Source organism: Xanthomonas sp. WHRI 7945, from assembly GCF_035026585.1.
In genome coordinates this window covers 36,554-55,230 of the sequence record NZ_JAYIQP010000009.1, presented here as the reverse complement: position 1 = coordinate 55,230, position 18,677 = coordinate 36,554, and the positions used below count along the sequence as shown (strand labels likewise).

Here is an 18,677-nt window from a genome sequence, read left to right as displayed (position 1 = left end):
GGCTTGGCATGCGCCTGTTCGCGTTCGGCCTGGCCTGCGTTTGCACGGTCGCGGCCGCAGCCGCGCCGTCGCCGGTCGCCGAGCGCGAGATCAACGCACTGCTGGCGGCCTTGCAGGCCTCGCCGTGCCGGTTCCAGCGCAACGGCAGCTGGTATCCGGCGGCGGAGGCCAAGGCGCACCTGCAGCGCAAGTACGACTACCTGCGCAAGCGCGAGATGGCCGCCACCGCCGAGCAGTTCATCGAGCGCGGCGCCAGCCAAAGCAGTAGCAGCGGGAAGGCTTACCGGGTGGCGTGTCCGGGCCAGCCGGAGCAGGATGCGGCGGCCTGGTTCGCGCAACAGCTGGCGGCGCTGCGCCGTCACGCCCCGTCCGCGGCGGCGCGCCCAGACTGAACGCGCATTTGCCGCAGGAGCCGCCGCCATGTCCCAGCCCAAACCCACCCGTACGCTGTCGCGCTCGCTCGACGAGCGCATGATCGCCGGCGTGATCGGCGGCATCGCGCATCGCTTCGGCTGGAGCGCGACGCTGCTGCGCGTGGTCTACGTGATCGGCTCGATCGCCTCGGCCGCGTTCCCCGGCATCCTGGTCTACCTGATCCTGTGGCTGCTGATTCCCAACGAAGCCGATTGACGCAGCCGGCGACGGCGCTGCGCCGGGCCGGGTTCGTGCTGGGCGCGCTGTGGACCTTGCCCAATACGTTGCTGGGCCTGATCGCCGGACTCGCCGCGATGCTGGTCGGTGCCCGTGCACGCGTCAGCCGGCGCGAGCTGGCACTGGTGTTCGACCGGTTTCCCTGGGGGCCGCGCGGCGCATTGACGCTCGGCAACGTGATCCTGGTCAGCGCCGACGACCTGGACGTGGCCTGCGCCACCTACGAACACGCCGCCGGCCGCTGCCGGCACCCGAACGTACGCCTGGGCGATCACGAGCGCGCGCACGTGCTGCAGTACTTGGTGCTGGGGCCACTGTTCCTGCCGGTGTACTTCGCCTGCGGCGGCGTCCATGTACGCAACCCGCTTGAGCGCGCCGCCGACCGCTACGCGATGCTCGGCCACGGCTGGTGGCCGGGGCGGCGCTGAGTTCAGTCCAATCGCGCGAAACCGAACAGTTGCTTGAGCGGATGCGCGCGGCGCTCGATGTGCGCACGCAGCAGGCTGGCGCCGAGCATGCTGTAGGTGATGCCATTGCCGCCGTAGGCCATCGCGAACTGCATGCGCGGCCCGCGCTGTGGATGCGGGCCGAAGAAGGGCAGGCCGTCTTCGGTTTCGGCGAAGGTGCCGGCCCAGGCGAAGGTGGGCTTCAGGTCCAGGCCCGGCATCGCCTTGGCGATCTTGCGCGACAGCGTGCGCGCCTTGCCGTCGACGCGGGCGTCGCGGCGCAGCGGGATGTCCACGCCGTCGTCCTCGCCGCCGGCGACGATGCGCCCGTTGCCGGTGGTGCGCAGGTACAGGTAGGGGCGCGCGCTTTCCCATACCATCGTGTGCTTCAGCGCGCCGAGCATCGCGTCGTCCAGCGGGTCGCTGACGAATGCGTAGCTGCTGCGGTTGCGGGCCACGCGCGGGTCCAGCCAGCGCTGGCTGGCGTAGCCGGCGGCGATCACCACATGCCCGGCGCGGACCTGCAGGCCCTGCTCGGTATGCAGGGTGGCGCCGCGGCGGCTCAGGTCGATGCGCTCGACGCGGGTGCGGTCGTAGACCCCGACGCCGCGCTTGTGCGCGCGGCCGAGCAGGCGGTAGGTCAGGCGGTAGGGATCCACCCGCGCCGCCTGGCGGCTGAGGATCGCGCCGTGGGCGTCGATGCCGTAGTCGGCGCGCAGCGCCTGCGCATCCAGCCACTCCACCTCGAGCCCGTGGCGCGCGCGCAGCTGCAGTTCCTGCTGCAGTACGCGCACGTGACGGCGGCGGCTGGCGTAGTACAGGCTGTCGTTCCAGCCGAAGTCGACATCGCGCAGCGGCCGCGCCAGCGCCCGCAACTGCTCCACCGCCTGCGCGCAGGAGCGGTAGGCGAGGGCGGCGGCGTCCTCGTCGTAGCGCTTGGCCAGGTCGATCATGTGGGTGTCGATCTCGTACTGCAGCAATGCGGTGCTGGCGGCGGTACTGCCCCAGCCGACGTCGCGTTGTTCCAGCACGACGACCTCGTGGCCGTGCGCGGACAGTTCGTCGGCGATCAGCGCGGCGGTGATGCCGCCGCCGACGATCGCCACATCGCAGCGCAGGTCGCTGCGCAGTTGCGGGAAGGCCTGGATCAGGCCGTTGCGCACGGACCAGAAGGGGTAGCCGCTCTTGAGATCCATGCATGTCCGCCAGGAAGGGGTGCGCGACTACCGGGCATGGGCAGTTAAGCCGGTGTGAGAAAGAAGTAAGTCATCTGCGGGCAAACAGCGACGATTAACCTGCGTGGAGAATCCCCTCACGTGGCGCTGTGTAGGCTGCGCGCCAGTTCCACGAATTCCCAACAGAGGAAGCGTCATGTCGGTCGTTCTGTATATCGGTGGCAGCAAGGATGGCGAGAAGGGCGTGATGCCCTACGGCTTCAGCAAGTCGATGAAGGAAACCGCCTCAGGGCCGGAGATCTACGTCGAACGCGTGCTAGCGGTGAGCGATCGGCAGGTGCGGATCATGGCGCTGGAATCGTTGCAGGACGAAATCGTCGTGGAACGGCTGCACAAGTACTATTCGCGTTGACGCCGGCGTGCGGACCCCGGCGTGGTCGCCCGCATAGGCGGGCCAGCAACGGTTCGCATGGAACTACGATCGACCATGCCAGCACCCGATACCCGTAAGCCATCGCGCGTCACCGTCCACGAAAACACCACCGCCGACCTGTCCGACCACCGCAGCGACATCTTCTTCGCCGCGGTGGAAACCACGCGCATGCCGATGATCGTCACCGATCCCAGGCAGGCGGACAACCCGATCGTGTTCGTCAACCGCGCGTTCGTGGAGATGACCGGCTACAGCAGCGACGAACTGCTCGGCAACAACTGCCGCTTCCTGCAGGGACCGGACACCGATCGCGATACCGTGGACAGCGTGCGCGAGGCGATCGCCACACGCAGCGAAGTCGCCGTGGAGATCCTCAATTACCGCAAGGACGGTTCCAGTTTCTGGAACGCGCTGTTCATCTCGCCGGTCTACAACGAGCACGGCGAGCTGGTCTACTTCTTCGGCTCGCAGCTGGACGTCAGCCGCCGCCGCGATACCGAGGACGCCTTGCGCCAGGCGCAGAAGATGGAGGCGCTGGGCCAGCTGACCGGCGGCATCGCGCACGATTTCAACAACCTGTTGCAGGTCATGTCCGGCTATCTGGAACTGATCGAGCATGCGGTGGAGCGCGAGCCGCTGGATCCGGCGCGGCTGCGCAAGAGCGTGGAGCGCGCGCGCGACGCCGCCGGCCAGGCCGCGCGGCTGACCCAGCAATTGCTGGCCTTCGCGCGCAAGCAGAAACTGGAAGGCCGCGTGCTCAACCTCAATGCGCTGGTCGCCGGCATGAGCGACGTGGCCGAGCGCACGCTGGGCGACGGCATCACCTTCGCGCTGGACCTGGCGGCCGACCTGCGCAACTGCCGGATCGATCCGACCCAGGCCGAGGTGGCGCTGCTCAACATCCTGATCAACGCGCGCGACGCGATGGCCGCGCAGCCTGCGCCGCGCCTGGTCATCCAGACCCGCAACGTGTCGATCCGCGCCGACGAACCCACCACCTACGACAACCTGTTGCCCGGCCACTACGTCTGCGTCTCGGTCACCGACAACGGCAGCGGCATGTCGCCGGACGTGCTGGCCCACGTGCTGGATCCGTTCTTCACCACCAAGGACGAGGGCAAGGGCACCGGCCTGGGCCTGTCGATGGTGTACGGCTTCGCCAAGCAGTCCGGCGGCGCGGTGCGGCTGTATTCGGAAGAGGGCCACGGCACCACGGTGCGGCTGTACTTCCCGATCGACGACAACGTCGAGAACGTCTCGCCGCGCGATTCGCGCACCCGCCGCGCGTTCGACCGGCAGGGCGACGAGACGATCCTGATCGTGGAGGACCGGCCGGACATCGCCGAACTGGCGCGCCTGTTCCTGGAGGACCAGGGCTACGCCACCCATGTCGTGCACAACGCGCGCGAGGCGTTGGAACTGCTCGACACCGGCGTGCACGTGGACCTGCTGTATTCGGACCTGATCATGCCCGGCGGGCTCAACGGGGTGATGCTGGCGCGCGAGGCGCGGCGGCGCCGGCCCAAGCTCAAGGTGTTGCTGACCACCGGCTACGCCGAGTCCTCGATCGAGCGCACCGATGCCGGCGGCGCCGAGTTCGAGGTGCTGTCCAAGCCCTACAACCGGCAGGAGCTGACCCGCAAGGTGCGCATCGTGCTGGACGGGCCGACCGGTGTGAGCTGACGCCGACAGGTCGGCGTGCGCCTGTCAACGGGTTCCCCGATGGCCCGGGCGCTGCGAAAATGCCGGTTTTCCGCAAGGCGGCTCCGGCCGGACGCAATGCACGACACTCAGCTCGCCCAGCAGATCGCCCGTACCATCGCCGAGGAAATCGGCGCCCAGCCCGCGCAGGCGCGCGCCGCGATCGCCTTGCTCGACGAAGGCGCCAGCGTCCCGTTCATCGCGCGCTACCGCAAGGAAGTCACCGGCGGCCTCGACGACACCCAGTTGCGCAACCTGGAAACCCGCCTGACCTATCTGCGCGAGCTGGAAGACCGCCGCGCCGCGGTGCTGGCCAGCATCGACGAACAGGGCAAGCTCAGCGACGAACTGCGCGCGGAGATCGTCGCCGCCGATACCAAGTCGCGGCTGGAAGACCTGTACCTGCCGTACAAGCCCAAGCGCCGCACGCGTGCGCAGATCGCGCGCGAAGCGGGCCTGGAACCGCTGGCCGATGGCCTGCTGGCCGACCCGTCGCTGACGCCGGACAGCTTCGCCGCGAGCTTCGTCGACGCCGACAAGGGCGTGGCCGACGTCAAGGCGGCGCTGGAGGGCGCGCGCGCGATCCTGATGGAGCGCTGGGGCGAAGACGCGGCGTTGGTCGGCGAACTGCGCGGCTGGCTCGGCGACGTCGGCGTGATCCGCGCGCGCGTGGCCGAGGGCAAGGAGCAGGAAGGCGCCAAGTACCGCGACTACTTCGACCATGCCGAAGCGCTGGCCAAGATTCCCTCGCACCGGCTGCTGGCGCTGTTCCGCGCGCGCCGCGAGGAAATCGTGTACCTGGAACTGGATCCGGGCAGCGACGCCGAGGCCGGTCACCAGTACGCCGAGGGCCGTGTCGCGCTGCGCGCCGGCATCGCCAACCAGGGCCGCCCGGGCGACCGCTGGCTGCTCGATGCGTGCCGCCTGACCTGGCGCGCCAAGCTGCACATGCACCTGCTGCTGGACCTGTTCAACCAGGCGCGCGAGAAGGCCGAAGCCGAGGCGATCGCGGTGTTCGGCGACAACCTGCAGGACCTGATGCTGGCCGCGCCGGCCGGCGCGCGGGTGACCCTGGGCCTGGATCCGGGCATCCGCACCGGCTGCAAGATCGCGGTGGTCGATGCCACCGGCAAGCTGCTCGCCACCGACACCATCTATCCGCACGAGCCGCGCAAGCAGTGGGACCAGTCGCTGCACACGCTCAGGCAGCTGTGCACGCAACATGGCGTGGAACTGATCGCGATCGGCAACGGCACCGCCAGCCGCGAGACCGACAGGCTCGCCGCCGACCTGATCAAGCAGAACCCGCAGCTGAAGCTGGAGAAGATCGTGGTCAGCGAGGCCGGCGCGTCGGTGTATTCGGCGTCCGAATTCGCGGCCAAGGAGTTCCCGCAGCTGGACGTGTCGCTGCGCGGCGCGGTGTCAATCGCGCGGCGCCTGCAGGATCCGCTGGCCGAGCTGGTCAAGATCGAGCCGAAGGCGATCGGCGTGGGCCAGTACCAGCACGACGTGGACCAGTACCGCCTGGCGCGGGCGCTGGACGCGCGCGTGGAGGACTGCGTCAACGCGGTCGGCGTCCACGTCAACACCGCCTCGGCGGCGCTGCTGTCGCGCGTGTCCGGGCTGTCGGCCAGCGTGGCCGAGAACATCGTCCGTCACCGCGACGACAACGGCCCGTTCAAGCGCCGCAAGGAGCTGCTGAAGGTGCCGCGGCTGGGCGAGAAGACCTTCGAGCAATGCGCCGGCTTCCTGCGCATCGCCGACGGCGACGAGCCGTTGGACGCCTCGGCGGTGCACCCGGAAGCGTATCCGGTGGTGGAGCGCATCGTCGGCGCCACCGGCAAGCCGATCAAGGCGCTGATCGGCGACGGCGGCTTCCTGCGCGCGCTCAAGCCGGACCAGTTCACCGACGAAAAGTTCGGCGTGCCGACCGTGCGCGACATCCTCAAGGAACTGGAGAAGCCGGGCCGCGATCCGCGTCCGGAGTTCAAGGCCGCGCGCTTCGCCGACGGGGTGGAGGACATCAAGGACCTCAAGCCGGGCATGGTGCTGGAGGGCGTGGTCAGCAACGTCGCCGCGTTCGGTGCGTTCGTCGACATCGGCGTGCACCAGGACGGGCTGGTGCACATCTCCGCGCTGTCCGATAGCTACGTCAAGGATCCGCGTGACGTGGTCAAGGCCGGCGACATCGTCAAGGTCAAGGTGCTGGAAGTGGACGTGGCGCGCAAGCGCATCGCGTTGACCCGGCGCCTGGACGATACGCCGGCGCCGGCGTCGGCGCGCGCCGGCGAGCGCGACGGCGGCGCGCGTCCGGCGGCAGGCGCGCCGCGTCGCGAACGCGATGCGCGCGGCGGCAATGGCGGCAATGGCGGAGGTAACGGCAAGCCGCGCGCCGCGGCCGCGCCGCCGCAGAACAGCGCCCTGGCCGACGCGTTCGCACGCGCCAAGCGCAGCTGAGCGGGCACAGGCGCAGCCGCGTGCCGCTGGCCGGGCCGCGGGACGCACGGCGCGCAGCGTTGCCGCGCCGGCTCAGGCCGGTTCGGTGTGCGCGTTCGGATCCTGCTCGGCGGCGATCTGCGGCTGGGTCAGCGAGGCCGCCAGCGCGATCAGCTTGGCCGGGTCCACCGGCTTGCCCAGATGCGCGTTGAAGCCGGCTTCCAGCGCCAGCGAGCGGTCCTCGCCGCGCACGTACGCGGTCAACGCGATCGCCGGGATGCGGCTGGCCGCACCGGCACCGCGGGCGCGCACGCTGCGGATCAGGCTGTGCCCGTCGCGGCGCGGCATGCCGACGTCGCTGACCAGCAGGTCGTAAGGACGCTCGCGCAGCAGGGATTCGGCGTCGTCGGCGGACACCGCGGCGTCGACCACCGCGCCGACTTGCTGCAGGAAGCGCTGGGTGACGCCGCGCGAATCCATGTCGTCGTCGACGACCAGCACGCGCAGCCCGTTCAGGCGGATCCTGCCGCGCTGCATCGCCGCGGCGGCGAGCGCCGCGCTGTCGCTGCGCCGCGCCGGATCCAGGCCTGGCAGGTCGTTGCGCGGCAGCAGCAGGGTAAAGGTGGCGCCGAGGCCGACCCCTTCGCTGCTGACCGACAGCTGGCCGTGGTGCATTTCCGTCAGTTGCTTGGCGATCGCCAGGCCCAGGCCCAGGCCGCCGGCGCTGCGCGTGCTGCTGGCGTCGGCCTGGCGGAAACGGTCGAATACGTGCGGCAGGAACAGCGGGTCGATGCCGGCGCCGCTGTCGCTGACGCTGATGCGCAGATGGGTGGCGCTATGGTCGAGCGTCACCGTGACCTTGCCCCCGCTAGGGGTGAACTTGATCGCATTGCCGATCAGGTTGGTCAGCACCTGCTGCAGGCGCACCGCGTCGCCGAGATAGGGCAGGGTGGCGCTGTCGCTGCACGGGGTCAGGACGATGTCGATGCCTTTGCGCTCGGCACCGGGCCGAGCCGTATCGATCGCTTCGCCCGCCAGCGCACACAGGTCCAGCTCGGCGGGTTCCAGGCGCACCTTGCCGGACAGGATGGCGCTCATGTCCAGCAGGTCGTCGATGATCTGCGCCTGCGCATGGGCGCTGCGCTCGATCACCTCCAGGCCCCGGGTCAGGTCCTTCTCGCGTACCGCCTCGCCCTGCATCAGCCGCGACCAGCCCAGGATCGCGTTGAGCGGGGTGCGCAGTTCGTGGCTCAGCGTGGCCAGGAATTCGTCCTTCATGCGGCTGGCGCGCTCGGCCTCGCCGCGCGCGCTCTGCTCGGCGGCAAGCAGCTGCTGCAGGCGCAGGTCGGTCTCGCGGCGTTCGATGATGATGCCGGCCAGGTGCGAGGCCGAGCGCGCCAGGTCCTGCTCGTGCGCGGTCGGGTAGTGCACGAACGGGTAGTACAGCGCGACCACGCCCAGGACCTGGCCGTCGCTGGCCAGGATCGGGGTGGAGCAACAGGCGACGATGTCCGCTTCGGCCGCCATCACCAGATACTGCTGCCAGTTCGCGTCCACCCGCACATCGCTGCACAGCACCTGCCGGCGCAGGAACGCGGCGCGTCCGCAGCTGCCGCTGTGCTCGCCGATCGGCAGGCGCTGCACCGTCTTGCGGAACACCGCGGGCATGCTCGGCGCGGCGCCTTCCAGCAGGCATTGGCGGTGTTCGTCGACCAGCATGATGGTGCAGCGCAGGCCCACGTCGCTCTGCGCCTCGATGCCGCGCGCGATGGCTTCGAGCACCGCGGTCAGCGGCTTGCCGGTGGTGATCATCTCCAGCGCCGCGCGTTCGGCGGCGGTGGCGTTCTCGATCCGCTTGCGCTCGGCGATGTCCATCAGCGAGCCGATGAAGCCGAGGAACTGGCCGGCGGCGCTGAAGCGCGGCGTGGCGGTGTCCACGCACCAACGGTATTCGCCGTCGTGGCGGCGCAGCCGGTATTCGATGGTGAACGCGCGGCGATCGGCGGCGGCGCGGGTCAGCGCATGGCCGACGGCGGCGACATCGTCGGCATGGATCTTCTCCATCCAGCCCGAGCCCATCGCCTCCTGCTCGGTCTGCCCAGTGAACAGGAACCACTGGCGGCTGACGTACTCGCAATCGCCGTCGGCGTTGGCCATCCAGATCAGCACCGGCGCGTTGTCGCACAGGTTGCGGAAGCGCAGTTCGCTTTCCTGCAGCCGTTGTTCGACCACGCGCCGATCGTGGATGTCGGTATTGGTGCCGATCCAGCGCACGATCCGGCCGTCGCCGTCGCGGATGGGCAGCGCACGGCCCAGATGCCAGCGGTAGCTGCCGTCGTGGCGGCGCAACGGGTACTCGATCTCGTACGGCCGGCCGCTGTGTACGGCCTCCGGCCAGGCCTGCATCACCCGCGCCAGGCCTTCCTCGGTATGCACGGCGCGCCAGCTGTCGGGGCCGCGGTCGCCGGGCGGCAGCCCGGTGTACTCGTACCAGCGCCGGTTGAAGTAGTCGACATCGCCCTCGGGCGTGGCGGTGAACACGATCTGCGGCATCGCGTCGGCCAGCTCACGCAGGCGCGCCTCGCTGCGTGCCAGGTCCGACTGCGCGCCGGCGCGCTCCATCGATTCCCAGCAGCGCGCCGCGACCAGCCGCACCAGTTCGATTTCCGCCGAGGTCCAGACCCGCGGCTGCACCTGATGCACGCCGATCGCCGCCACCAGGCGGCCGGCCTTGTGCAACGGTGCGGTCAGGATCGCGCGCATGCCCAGGCGCCTGTAGCCGGGATCGTCGAAGCGCAGCGGCGGCGAATGCGCCTCGGTGTCCTGCACCACCCACGGCCGATTCTCGCGCACGCAGTCGAGCAGGTCGCTGCCGAAATCGCTGAAACGCGAGCGGCCGGTCAGGTGCGCGGTACCGTCGACGTAGTCGGCGCGCACGTCGAAGGCGTCCTCGTCGGTGTCGACGATCGCATAGGCGCAGCGGTTCGCCTGCAAGTGCTGGCCGAGCAGCGCGGCACCGGTTTCGCAGATGGCCTCGACGCTGTCAAGGTTCTGCAGCGCATCCTCGAGCATCAGCAGGAAGCTGTCGTGGGCCTGCGCGCGCGCCTGCTCGGTGCGGTCGATCCCGTGCACCAGCACGCCGGTGACGTTGCCCTCGGCGTCGCGCATCGGCTGGTACACGCACTCCAGCGTAGTCTCCGAGACCGCCTCGTGCGGCGTTCGGCGCAGGTTGAAGGTCATCGATTCGCCGGTGAACGGCTGGCCGCTGGTGCGCACGTTGTCGAGCAGGTCGATGAAGCCCTGCTGCAGGATCTCCGGGATCGCCTCGGCCAGCGGCTTGCCGACGACCTCGCGCGGCCCGACCAGTTGCTGGTAGCGCCGATTGACGCTCTCGACCACGTAGTCCGGGCCGCGCAGGATCGCCAGCGCCGCCGGCGACTGCTCGAACGCGTCGGCCATCTGCGTGCGCTGCGCGTCCAGCGCCTTCAACAGCGCATCGCGCTCGCGTTCCAGCCTGATCTGCGCGGTGTCCTCGGTACACACGCACAGCACGCCGCCAATGCCGCCGTGGTCGTCGAAGATCGGGCTATAGGAAAAAGTGAAATACGCCTCTTCGTCGTAGCCGTTGCGCGTCAGCACGAACGGCACGTGCGCGTTCCAGGTCGGCTCGCCGGTCGCCAGCACGCGTTCGGCCTGCAACCCGACCGTGGGCCACACGTCCGGCCACACCTCGGCCGAGGCGCGCCCGAACGCGAAGGGATGGCGCATCCCGAGGATCGGAATGTAGGCGTCGTTGTACAGGTTGATCATCCGCTGGCCCCAGCGGATCACCATCGGGAAGCGCGAGTTCAGGCACAGCGACAGCGCCGAGCGCAGGCTCTGCGGCCATTCCTGCAGCGGCCCCAGTTCGTGGCCGGACCAATCGGTGGCGCACAGCAACGCTCCCGTGGCGCTGTTGGCGGGCAGCCAGACAGGTGGGGCCGAGCGGTCATGGGCGTCGATGGCGGTGTTCCTTGAGTCTATCCCTGCCGTGGGGCAGGCTCCCGACCCGGGATTGTCAAGGCCGCGCGGTCATTTTCGCGTGAGCATCGAGCAGCGCCTTGATCAGCTGTTCCGACAGGTAAGGCTTGGTCAGCACGACCCCGGCGGCGAAGCCGGCAGGCAGCGATTCGGCGGCGACGCCGGTGGCCAGCACATAGGGGATCGCATGCTCGGTGAGCGTGCGTGCGACCGCTTCGCTGGTTTCGCCGGCGGCCAGGCGGAAATCGAGCACCGCGCGGTCCGGTCGCTCCTGCTCGATCAGCGCAAGCGCCTGCCGTACCGACTCGGCCGGGCCCAGCACTTCGGCGCCGGCCTGAGCGAGCTGCAGTTCCAGCAGCGTGGCGTTCATTTCGTCGTTCTCGACCACCAGGATGCGCAGGCCCTGCAATGCCGACATCGCTTGCTCGTTAAGGTTTGGGAACAGAAATTATAGCGGCAGCGGCGACGGCCTCGGCTAGACCCCGATCCCGGCGAAGATGAAGGATTTACCCCTGTCGCAGGCCGATACGGTCGGCTATACTTCGCGGCCGCGCCGAAGTGGCGGAATCGGTAGACGCAGCGGACTCAAAATCCGCCGCCCTTAAAAGCGTGTGGGTTCGAGTCCCACCTTCGGCACCAGGACCTACGGCAGCTTCGGCTGCCGTTTGTTTTTTCGCCGCACGTGTTGCGGCGCCTGCGGCGCTGCCAGGCAGCCCCGGCCACGCAGGACAAGATGGCTTCCGAGTTTCCTTGAGCCGAACCTTCTGCGTGGGAGCCGGGCGATCGTTCGCGCTTGCCGCGCGCGATCGCGTGCAGACGTACGCCGCTTGCAGCTACGGAACCCGCTGTCGCTGCGGATGCGTGTTCGCGCGCGGATGCATTCCTGCGCCGCAGGACCAGGGCCATATGCAGGACCGAAACGGCAGTTGGCCAGCTGCTTGGAATGCGGCGCGCCTGTGCGTCTTCGGTCCGGCGCATGGGTACAACGCATGCGGCATCCGGGTTTTCCAAGGCCGCAATGGATCGCGTTCGACTTGTCGAGCAGGGCGCGATCGACGCTTGCGCCTGCGCACGCGCCGATCGCGCGGCTCGCCACAGTGAAGAAACTTCAAAAAACGCTTGCGCGTGCCGGGCGCCATCGCTAATATTCCGCTCCTCGCAGCACACGTGGGGCCATAGCTCAGCTGGGAGAGCGCTTGCATGGCATGCAAGAGGTCGCCGGTTCGATCCCGGCTGGCTCCACCAACTTTTTCGGGCACTAGGCCTGTCCGCAAAAGCTACATCGTTATCAGCGTCCCCATCGTCTAGAGGCCTAGGACATCACCCTTTCACGGTGGCGACCGGGGTTCGAATCCCCGTGGGGACGCCATTTTATTTGCAAGACATCTGAAGTCCGGCGCTGCCGGACTTTTTTTGTGCGGGATTTGTACATTCCGCGGGAATCGGGTACGATTCCGCTTCTGCCAGTACACGTGGGGCCATAGCTCAGCTGGGAGAGCGCTTGCATGGCATGCAAGAGGTCGCCGGTTCGATCCCGGCTGGCTCCACCAAGTTTTCGGACATAGGCCTGTCCGCAAAGCGGCAACACCATCAGCGTCCCCATCGTCTAGAGGCCTAGGACATCACCCTTTCACGGTGGCGACCGGGGTTCGAATCCCCGTGGGGACGCCATTTCGCAAGAAGACACCCGGCACTGCCGGGTGTTTTTTTGTCTGCGACGCGCCGTGCGTTTTCTTCAACGCAGCAGCTTGCGGATTTCCAGGATGGCTTGCGGAGTTTCCTGCACGCTGTGCCCGGAGGTGATGACGGTTTCCGACGCCGCGCCGTCCAGATGCGCGCTCCAGTAGGGCACGAAGCCGTCGTCGGATCGCGCCAGCGGCACGCGCGGATCGCGGCGGGCGATGATCGAGTGAAAGGTCACCTTCGGCGAGATCTTCAGGTCCGCCGCGGCCTGGACGAAGTCGTCGTGGTCGCTGAGGTTGTCCATGCTGGTCGGCAGCTTGCCGACCAGACCGGTGCCGGCGATGTCCTTGAACTGGTCGAGGATGCGCGCGGGCATGCCGATCAGGCCGCCCACCAGGCTGCCGAGCATGCCGCTCGCTTGCGGGGTTCCGCGATGCGGCGAGGCAAGGAAGATCGCCTCGGAGACTTCCGCCATCGGCTCGAAATGCAGCATCGGCGACAGCCTGTTTCGCAGTGCCTGCTGCGCCTGCGGGTCGAGCGCACCGTCGCCGAACAGGCGCTGCCACAGATGGTCGCCGCCGCTGGAGGACACTATCAACCGCGCCAGCACGCCGCCCATGCTGTGCCCGACCAGCACCATGCCGTGCGCCGAGGCGCTGCGCCGGTGCGGATCGAAATGGTCCAGCGCCTGCTGCAGGCCCTTGCGGATCTCGATGTGGTTGTAGGCGATCGGCAGGTTGGTCGGGTAGTAGACCAGCCAGATCTGATAGCGGGCGCGCAGTTGTTCGTCGCCGAGCAGCTCGTTGGCCAGGTTCACCCAGGCCTCGGGGCTGCTGGCCAGGCCATGCAGCAGCACCAGCACGCGGCGGTTGGGATCGTAGGGCTGGGTCAGGAAGATGTGCGGCCGGTCGATGCCACGGGCCATGCCGAACAGCGTGCGCAACGACTGCGCGGCGAAACCGGAGCGCGCCATCCACACGCCGTGGCCGGCGCTGAAGTTGCCGGCCAGCGGAACGGCGTGGCCGCCCAACGTGGCGTCGGCGCTCAGGTACGGATCGTAGGCTTCCACCCGCACGGCGCGACTGGCCAGCACCTTGGCCAGGCTGTCGCCATCGAAGCGCAGCAGCACGGTCAGGCTCGGCGTCGGCATTTCGCTGTAGGCCGGGCTCGTCTCGTCAGGCGCGCTTGCCGCGTCGCGCAACGAGGCCGCGTTCGGCAGTACCGCGACCATCTCCGCACCGAACCCGTCGCGTCGGTAGACGCTGCGCAGCCCGGTGAAGCGCAGGCCGCTGGCCGGCAACATCGTGTCCGGCATCCGCATTTCCTGCAACGCGCCCAGATGGCCTACATCCAGCATGATTCTCCAGCCGGGCAGGGCCGACAATTCCGCCGCGCTGTCGGCGAGCTGGCCCTGTTGCCGATAGCGCACGAACAGCGCCGACACTGCCTGTTGCACCGCGTAGTTGTAGTAGTCGCGTACCTGGGTCTGGCGATCCTCGAAGGCGCGTTCGCTGGGCGCGCGAGCGCTGAAGAACAGGTAGGCATAGGCGTAGCGCGCGGTTTCCAGCCATGCGCTCAGTTCGGCGTCGCTACGCGGCTGGCGCTTGGCCAGATGCAGCGACGCCTGCAACCACAGTTCGGCGACGGTCGCCAGCGTGCGCTCCTGCGCTACGCCATCGTTGTCGAGCAACTGCTCGGCGCAGTAGCGGGTCCGGGCGCTGCAGGCGCTTTCGCTCAGGCCGAGCATGGCGAGTGTCTCGATCGCCGGGGCGCTGAGATGGCCGGTGGTGAGCGGGTCGCCGCGCTTGGCCTGGATGTACTCGGCTGCGCTCACCGACTTCAGCTTGACCATGGCGCAGCCGCTTGCGCCCAGCGCCAGGCACAGCACGGCGAGCAGGCGCCAGGCCCGGCCGGGCTTGCGCTGGCCGATCACGCCGCGGCCGCCCGTGCCGCGCTGCGGCCGGTGCGCAGCGCGAACAGCAGTTCGTACAGCACCGGGATCACGCCGAGCGTGACCAGCGTGCCCAGCGCCAGGCCGCCGATCATGGTGATCGCCATGCCGGTCCACAACGGGCCGGCGAACAGCATCAGCGGGACCAGCCCGACGATGCACGTCAGCTTGGTCATCACGATCGGGCGCAGGCGCTTGACCGCCGCCGCGACCACCGCGTCATGCAGGCTCAGGCCGTCCGCAAGTTCGGCATCGATGCGTTCCAGCAGCAGCACCGCGTTGTTGACGATGATGCCGGCCAGCGCGAGCAGGCCGAAGGTGGCCATGAAGCCGAACGGATAGCCGGTGAGCAGCAGCGCGAGGGCGGCGCCGATCAGCACGAACGGCACGCTGGAGACGACGATGAACAGCTTGCGGAACGAATTGAATTGCCAGATGAACAACAGCAGGATCGCGCCAAGCGCATGCGGCATGTACTGCAGCAAGGCCTGGTTGGCCTCGGCCGAATCCTCCAGTTCGCCGCCCATTTCGATACGGTAGCCGGGCGGCAGGCGCAGCGCGGCGACCTTGTCGGCCAGGGCGGTCACGACTTCGTCGGTGGTCATGCCCGGGTTGTGCCCGGTGACGGTGATGGCGCGGCTCAGGTTACGGCGCTGGATCGCCGACGGTTCGGAGAACAGGGCGATCTCGGCGATCGCCGACAACGGCACGGCGGCACCACCGGATGGTGGGTAGAGCAGGGTGCTGCCCGGATCGCTGGCCGCGTCGCGTTCGCCGGCGCCGCCGCGCAGCACGATCGGCACGTTGACGCTGTCGTCGCGGATCGCCGAGGCATCGATGCCGCTGTAGCGCAGTTGCAGCGCCTGGGCGATGTCGTCGCTGCCGACTCCGGCGCGGCGCGCCTTGACCTGGTCGACGCGGACGTCGACGCGGGGAATGCGGATCTCCCAGTCGTCGCTGACGTCGATGGTCCCGGGCAGCTGCCGCAAGGCCTGGGCGATGCCGGCGGCGATCCGGCGCAACTGCGCTTCGTCCGGCCCGACCACACGGTAGATCGCCACGCCGGATTCGGTCGAGCCCATCGAGAAGCGCTTGGGCTCGGCGCGCACGGCAGGATAGCCCTGGCGCATGTGCTGGCGGACGCGGGCGATGAGCGCGTCGAGGTCGGTGCCGGGACGAACGCTGACGGTGAAGTAGGCGATGTTGGCCGCGGCCTGTGGCGGGTTCAGGCCCAGCACGATGCGCGGCCCGCCGTCGGCCACGTAGCCGATGCTGTCCACGATCTCGGGGTTGCGTTCGCGATCGGCCAGCCAGCGGCTGATCGATTGCACGGTGCGCAAGGTTTCGCGCGCATCGCTGCCCGGTTGCAGGGTCACCGGCATCTGGAACTGCAGGCGGTCGGACTTGGGCAGGAAGCTGTAGGGAATCGCGCCCAGGATGGTGGCGGCCACCGCCAACAGCAGCAGCATGCTGCCGAGGAACAGCGCCTTGTGTCCGAGCAGGGTTTCGATGATGCGCCGGTAGCCGCGGTACAGCCTGGAGTCGTAGTGGTCGGCGCCTTCCGCATGCGCAGTGCCGTGTGCGCGCGCGAAGTACATGCACAGCAGCGGGGTCACGGTGACGCTGAGCAGCCACGAGCCGAGCAGGGTCACCGCCAGCACGATCGCCAACGAACGCATGTATTCGTTGGTGCTGGTCTGGCCGAAGAAGAACGGCGAGAACGCGAGCACGATGACCAGCGAGGAGGTCAGCAACGGCAGCGCCAGCGTGCGCCCGGCTGCTTCGCAGGCGTGCCGGCGCTCCTCGCCGGCTGCGAGGCGGCGCTCGATGTCCTCGGCGATGACAATGCCGTTGTCCACCAGCAGCCCCAGCGCGAGGATGATCGCGGCGATGGACACCGTCTGCAGTTCCACGCTCAGCGCACGCATCACGATCAGTGTGCCGAGGATGGTCAGCGGCACGATCGCACCGACGATCAGGCCGGTGCGCCAGCCCAGGAACAGCATCACCACCGCCATCACGATGAGCACGGTCTCGCCCATGACGTGATGCATCTTGCCCATCTCGCGCTCGACCACGTCGGCCTGGAACGTGACCACGTGCTGGGCAAAGCCGACCGGCAGCATCCGCGCGGTCTCGCCGAGCTTCTGCCGCAGCGCCTGGCCCACTTGCGCGACGTTGTAGCCGGGCGCCATCGACACCGCCACCACCACCGCCGGTCGGCCCTGGTAGATGGCGGCGCTCTCCGGTGGATCGGCCGGCATCAGCTCGACGCGGGCCAGCTGCGACAGCGGGATCTGGCGTGCGCCGTCGGCGCCGGGCACCGAGATCAGCGTGTCGCGCAGTTCCTCCAGGCTACGGATCTCGCCGGAGGCGGTGACGGTCATCGCCAGGCCGGAGGCGGCGATCTGGCCGCCGCTGGCGACCACGTTCTGCGTGCGCAGCTGTTGCGCCACCGCGCTGGGCGTCACCCCGGCCTCGCTCAGCCGGGTGCGCTCGAAGGCGACGTAGATGCGGTCCTCGCGCAGTCCGTGGAAGCTGACGCGCTCCACGCCGGGCACGGTGTACAGCTGCTCGCGCATCTGCCGCAGCGGCGCGCGCATCTCGCTGGTGGTGAAGCCCGGCGCGGTCACCGCGATCGAGGCGATCGCGACGCGGCCGAAATCGTCGTCGACGAACGGCCCCTGCGTGCCCGGCGGCAACTCGGCGCTCGCGTCGGTGGCCTTGGTGCGCACCCGCTGCCATAGGGCGGGCAGGTCGTCGACGTCGTCGCGCGCGGTCAGTTGCACGATCGCGCTGCCCGGCCGCACCGTGGTGACGATCTTCTTGATGCCGCTCAGTTCGCGCAGGTGTTCCTCGAGCGGGCGCGCGATCATATTCTCGACGCGCTCGCTGGGCATGCCCGGAAACGCGACCTGCACCACCGCGTCGCGCACGGTGACGCTGGGCTCCTCCTGCGAAGGGAAGCCGAGGAAGGTGACGATGCCGCCGATCAGGATCAGCACGGCGGTGAACAGCGCGAAGCGGCTCGAAGCGAGGGTGGCGCGGGTCAGGTTCATGGCGAGGCGTTGCCGGTCAGGCGGGTAGCGGGGCGGAAAGGGACGACGCGTTGTCCGTCGCTGAGGAAGGCCGCGCCCGCAGCGACAATGCGCTCGCCGGCGTCGAGGCCCTGATGGATCTGCACACGGCCGCCTTCGGCATTCCCGGTCACCACCTGGCGGCGGCGCACGGTGGCGTTGCCGTCCTGGTAGACGAACACCATCGGCTTGCCGTTGCCCATGCTCGGCACCACCGCGCTGAGCGGTACGCTCAATGGCGGTGTCCGCTCCTGCGGCAGTGCAAGCAGCAGGTTCTCGCCGCTGCGCAGGCGGGTGCTGTCGTCGGCGCTTTCGAACAGCGCCTGCACGGTGGCGCCACCGTCCAGGCGATCGGATACGCTGCGCAGTCGCAACGGCAGCGCCTGCCCGGGCCCGTCGGCCCGATACGCGGCCGCCGCCTGGCCGGGACGCAGCGCCGCTGCCAGCGCCGCCGGCAGCGCGACCGTCACCTGCGCATGCCCGCGGCCTTCCAGTTGCAGCACCGGCTGGCCCGAGGCCACGTTGGCATCGGGCTGCTGCAGCCGCGCCACCACGCTGCCGTCGAACGGCGCACGTAGATCGGCCTGGCGCAAGCCGCGGCGTGCCAGCGCCAGGTCCGATCGCGCACTGCGCAGGCGCGCTTGCGCACTGGCGAACGCGGTCTTGGCGGCGGTCAAGGTGGTCGCGGATGCGGCGCCGTCCTCGAACATGGCCTGCTGCTGGGCCAGCTGGGTCTGCTGCTGTTGCAGGTCGGCGGCCGCGATATGGACGTTGGCCTCGGCCTGCTCGGCGCGCAAGCGGTTCGGCTCCGGATCCAGCCGCGCCAGGATCTGGCCCTGGCGCACCGTGTCGCCGACGTCCACCTCGACAGAGGCGATGCGGCCGCCGCCTTCGAAGCCGAGCTCGGCACGCTGCGCCTGGCGCACCTGGGCCACGAAGCGATGACCGTCGGTGTCGTCGCGGCTGCCGACGGCCTCCAGCTTCACCGCGCGCGGCGCTTCCGCAGGCGGCGGCGTGTCGCGGCTGCAGGCGGTCAACGACACTGCAGCCAATGGCACGCAGACGCAAAGGAACATCGCAAGACTCGGTTTCATGGGCGTTCTA

At 69.1% G+C, this 18,677-nt stretch carries 12 protein-coding genes and 5 tRNA genes; 11 read left to right on the top strand and 6 right to left on the bottom strand.

Going from position 1 to position 18,677, the window contains the following annotated elements:
• Positions 1-8: 8 nt before the first annotated feature.
• Genes VDQ83_RS09280 through VDQ83_RS09270 form a run of 3 tightly spaced genes read left to right on the top strand, consistent with a single transcriptional unit; the run spans position 9 to position 1,079 of the window.
• Positions 9-392, top strand: coding sequence for a DUF5329 domain-containing protein (locus VDQ83_RS09280; protein WP_455434767.1), 384 nt, complete (start codon positions 9-11; stop codon positions 390-392).
• A 28-nt stretch (positions 393-420) separates the two neighbouring features.
• Positions 421-630 (top strand): PspC domain-containing protein, encoded by a 210-nt coding sequence (locus VDQ83_RS09275; protein WP_455434695.1) that lies wholly within the window; start codon positions 421-423, stop codon positions 628-630.
• Positions 627-1,079 carry a hypothetical protein gene (locus VDQ83_RS09270; RefSeq protein WP_455434694.1) on the top strand — a complete coding sequence of 151 codons (453 nt, stop codon included), beginning with the start codon at positions 627-629 and terminating at the stop codon, positions 1,077-1,079. Before VDQ83_RS09275 ends, VDQ83_RS09270 begins: the two co-directional genes overlap by 4 nt.
• A 2-nt stretch (positions 1,080-1,081) precedes the next feature.
• Here the strand turns inward: VDQ83_RS09270 and VDQ83_RS09265 are convergent, their stop codons facing one another.
• Complete coding sequence (locus VDQ83_RS09265) at positions 1,082-2,293, bottom strand: NAD(P)/FAD-dependent oxidoreductase (protein ID WP_455434693.1); 1,212 nt, start codon at positions 2,291-2,293, stop codon at positions 1,082-1,084.
• Between the two features lie 175 nt (positions 2,294-2,468).
• On the opposite strand from VDQ83_RS09265, the gene VDQ83_RS09260 reads away from it, so the two are divergent.
• The 3 genes from VDQ83_RS09260 to VDQ83_RS09250 all read left to right on the top strand — a co-directional run bounded on the left by VDQ83_RS09260 (position 2,469) and on the right by VDQ83_RS09250 (position 6,863).
• The gene (locus VDQ83_RS09260; protein WP_263394618.1) at positions 2,469-2,684 is read left to right on the top strand and encodes a hypothetical protein; all 216 of its coding nucleotides are present in this window, start codon (positions 2,469-2,471) and stop codon (positions 2,682-2,684) included.
• A gap of 75 nt (positions 2,685-2,759) precedes the next feature.
• Positions 2,760-4,388 carry a hybrid sensor histidine kinase/response regulator gene (locus tag VDQ83_RS09255; RefSeq protein ID WP_455434692.1) on the top strand — a complete coding sequence of 543 codons (1,629 nt, stop codon included), beginning with the start codon at positions 2,760-2,762 and terminating at the stop codon, positions 4,386-4,388.
• 96 nt (positions 4,389-4,484) lie between these two features.
• Positions 4,485-6,863: a Tex family protein gene (locus VDQ83_RS09250; protein WP_263394616.1), complete on the top strand. Its 2,379-nt coding sequence runs from the start codon at positions 4,485-4,487 to the stop codon at positions 6,861-6,863.
• 72 nt (positions 6,864-6,935) lie between these two features.
• Here the strand turns inward: VDQ83_RS09250 and VDQ83_RS09245 are convergent, their stop codons facing one another.
• Both VDQ83_RS09245 and VDQ83_RS09240 read right to left on the bottom strand, forming a co-directional pair.
• Complete coding sequence (locus VDQ83_RS09245) at positions 6,936-10,781, bottom strand: PAS domain-containing protein (protein ID WP_455434691.1); 3,846 nt, start codon at positions 10,779-10,781, stop codon at positions 6,936-6,938.
• A 118-nt stretch (positions 10,782-10,899) separates the two neighbouring features.
• Complete coding sequence (locus VDQ83_RS09240) at positions 10,900-11,280, bottom strand: response regulator (RefSeq protein ID WP_263394614.1); 381 nt, start codon at positions 11,278-11,280, stop codon at positions 10,900-10,902.
• 134 nt (positions 11,281-11,414) lie between these two features.
• Here VDQ83_RS09240 and VDQ83_RS09235 point away from each other — a divergent pair.
• From VDQ83_RS09235 to VDQ83_RS09215, 5 genes are all read left to right on the top strand, one after another.
• Positions 11,415-11,501 (top strand) — tRNA-Leu (locus VDQ83_RS09235).
• Positions 11,502-12,031: 530 nt separating this feature from the next.
• Positions 12,032-12,107 (top strand) — tRNA-Ala (locus VDQ83_RS09230).
• Positions 12,108-12,155: 48 nt separating this feature from the next.
• Positions 12,156-12,231: transfer RNA gene (locus VDQ83_RS09225), tRNA-Glu, on the top strand.
• A gap of 105 nt (positions 12,232-12,336) precedes the next feature.
• Positions 12,337-12,412, top strand: a tRNA-Ala gene (locus VDQ83_RS09220).
• Positions 12,413-12,457: 45 nt separating this feature from the next.
• A tRNA-Glu gene (locus VDQ83_RS09215) sits at positions 12,458-12,533 on the top strand.
• A gap of 64 nt (positions 12,534-12,597) precedes the next feature.
• On the opposite strand, the gene VDQ83_RS09210 is transcribed toward VDQ83_RS09215, so the two are convergent.
• From VDQ83_RS09210 to VDQ83_RS09200, 3 genes are read right to left on the bottom strand one after another with little or no spacing between them, the layout of a single operon-like run.
• Positions 12,598-14,475 (bottom strand): esterase/lipase family protein, encoded by a 1,878-nt coding sequence (locus tag VDQ83_RS09210; protein ID WP_455434766.1) that lies wholly within the window; start codon positions 14,473-14,475, stop codon positions 12,598-12,600.
• Positions 14,475-17,555 carry an efflux RND transporter permease subunit gene (locus VDQ83_RS09205; protein ID WP_455434690.1) on the bottom strand — a complete coding sequence of 1,027 codons (3,081 nt, stop codon included), beginning with the start codon at positions 17,553-17,555 and terminating at the stop codon, positions 14,475-14,477. Before VDQ83_RS09205 ends, VDQ83_RS09210 begins: the two co-directional genes overlap by 1 nt.
• Complete coding sequence (locus VDQ83_RS09200; protein WP_455434689.1) at positions 17,552-18,667, bottom strand: efflux RND transporter periplasmic adaptor subunit; 1,116 nt, start codon at positions 18,665-18,667, stop codon at positions 17,552-17,554. The genes VDQ83_RS09205 and VDQ83_RS09200 overlap by 4 nt, the downstream gene beginning before the upstream one ends.
• Between the last annotated feature and the right edge of the window lie 10 nt (positions 18,668-18,677).